Origin of the sequence: Streptomyces sp. NPDC059695, from assembly GCF_042733785.1 — a bacterium.
GTDB lineage: Bacteria > Actinomycetota > Actinomycetes > Streptomycetales > Streptomycetaceae > Streptomyces.
Genome location: NZ_JBHWFF010000039.1, coordinates 32,435 through 33,150, shown reverse-complemented (window position 1 = coordinate 33,150; position 716 = coordinate 32,435). Strand labels below are relative to the sequence as shown.

Annotated in this window: 1 protein-coding gene; it reads left to right on the top strand. The window is 71.9% G+C overall.

Annotated features, from left to right (window positions below; genetic code table 11):
- Nucleotides 1–365 precede the first annotated feature (365 nt).
- Complete coding sequence (locus ACFV2S_RS32720; RefSeq protein WP_382867960.1) at nt 366–566, top strand: hypothetical protein; 201 nt, start codon at nt 366–368, stop codon at nt 564–566.
- The last annotated feature ends 150 nt before the right edge of the window (nt 567–716 follow it).

Sequence of the window (716 nt, the reverse complement as noted above, 5' to 3'; positions counted from 1 at the left end):
CGACCCCCGCCCGGGGCCCCGCCCCCCCCCCCCCGCCGCGGCCCGGGGGGGGGCGCGGGGGGGGGGGGGGGGGGGGGGGGGGGGCCCCGCCCCTGCCCCGGCGGCCCCTCTCTCCTGGAGGAACGAGAAGGCCGTAGCACAAGTCTAGCATCTCTTTTGGTTCGACCAAAGGTATGGCGAGCTCCGGATCGTTCAATTCCGTTGCAGGGATGACGTATTGACGCATCCACGCCATGGCGAGTCCACGCAGAGACGATCCCTGGATTCGCTTCCCGGGCGGCGACAGAATGGAGATGTCTTCAGGGAACGCCCGGCGGCACGGGCCCCCGGAAGGCGGAATTCACATTCCAAGTCCTGGAGGAATCATGTCTGTTGCGCAGAACACCGGTATCCGCAAGGCCGTCCGTCAGCTGCTGGTCGCGATGGTCGCCTGTACCGCCGTCGCGGGCGGCGCCGCCTTCGCCGTCGGCTCCGACGACGCGCCGGTCACCCCGCAGACCGTCGCCGGCGTCACCGAGGACAACGGCTGGCCGGTCGTCCCTCCGAAGCCGACCCCCACCAACTGAGAATATTCCTCCGGGAATTGCTCCGGTAATTCACGCGCTCGTCCGGGGGCCCCCCACCCTGACCACCCTTAGGGGGCGCCCGGGGGGGGCCCCCCCCCCCCCGCTCAAACTGCCGCGCGGCGGCGCCCCCCCCCCCGCGCGGAGAGAGGG

Excerpts from the sequence above, each read along its gene's own strand:
- ACFV2S_RS32720 (WP_382867960.1), top strand. The coding sequence starts at position 366 with ATGTCTGTTGCGCAGAACACCGGTATCCGCAAGGCCGTCCGTCAGCTG.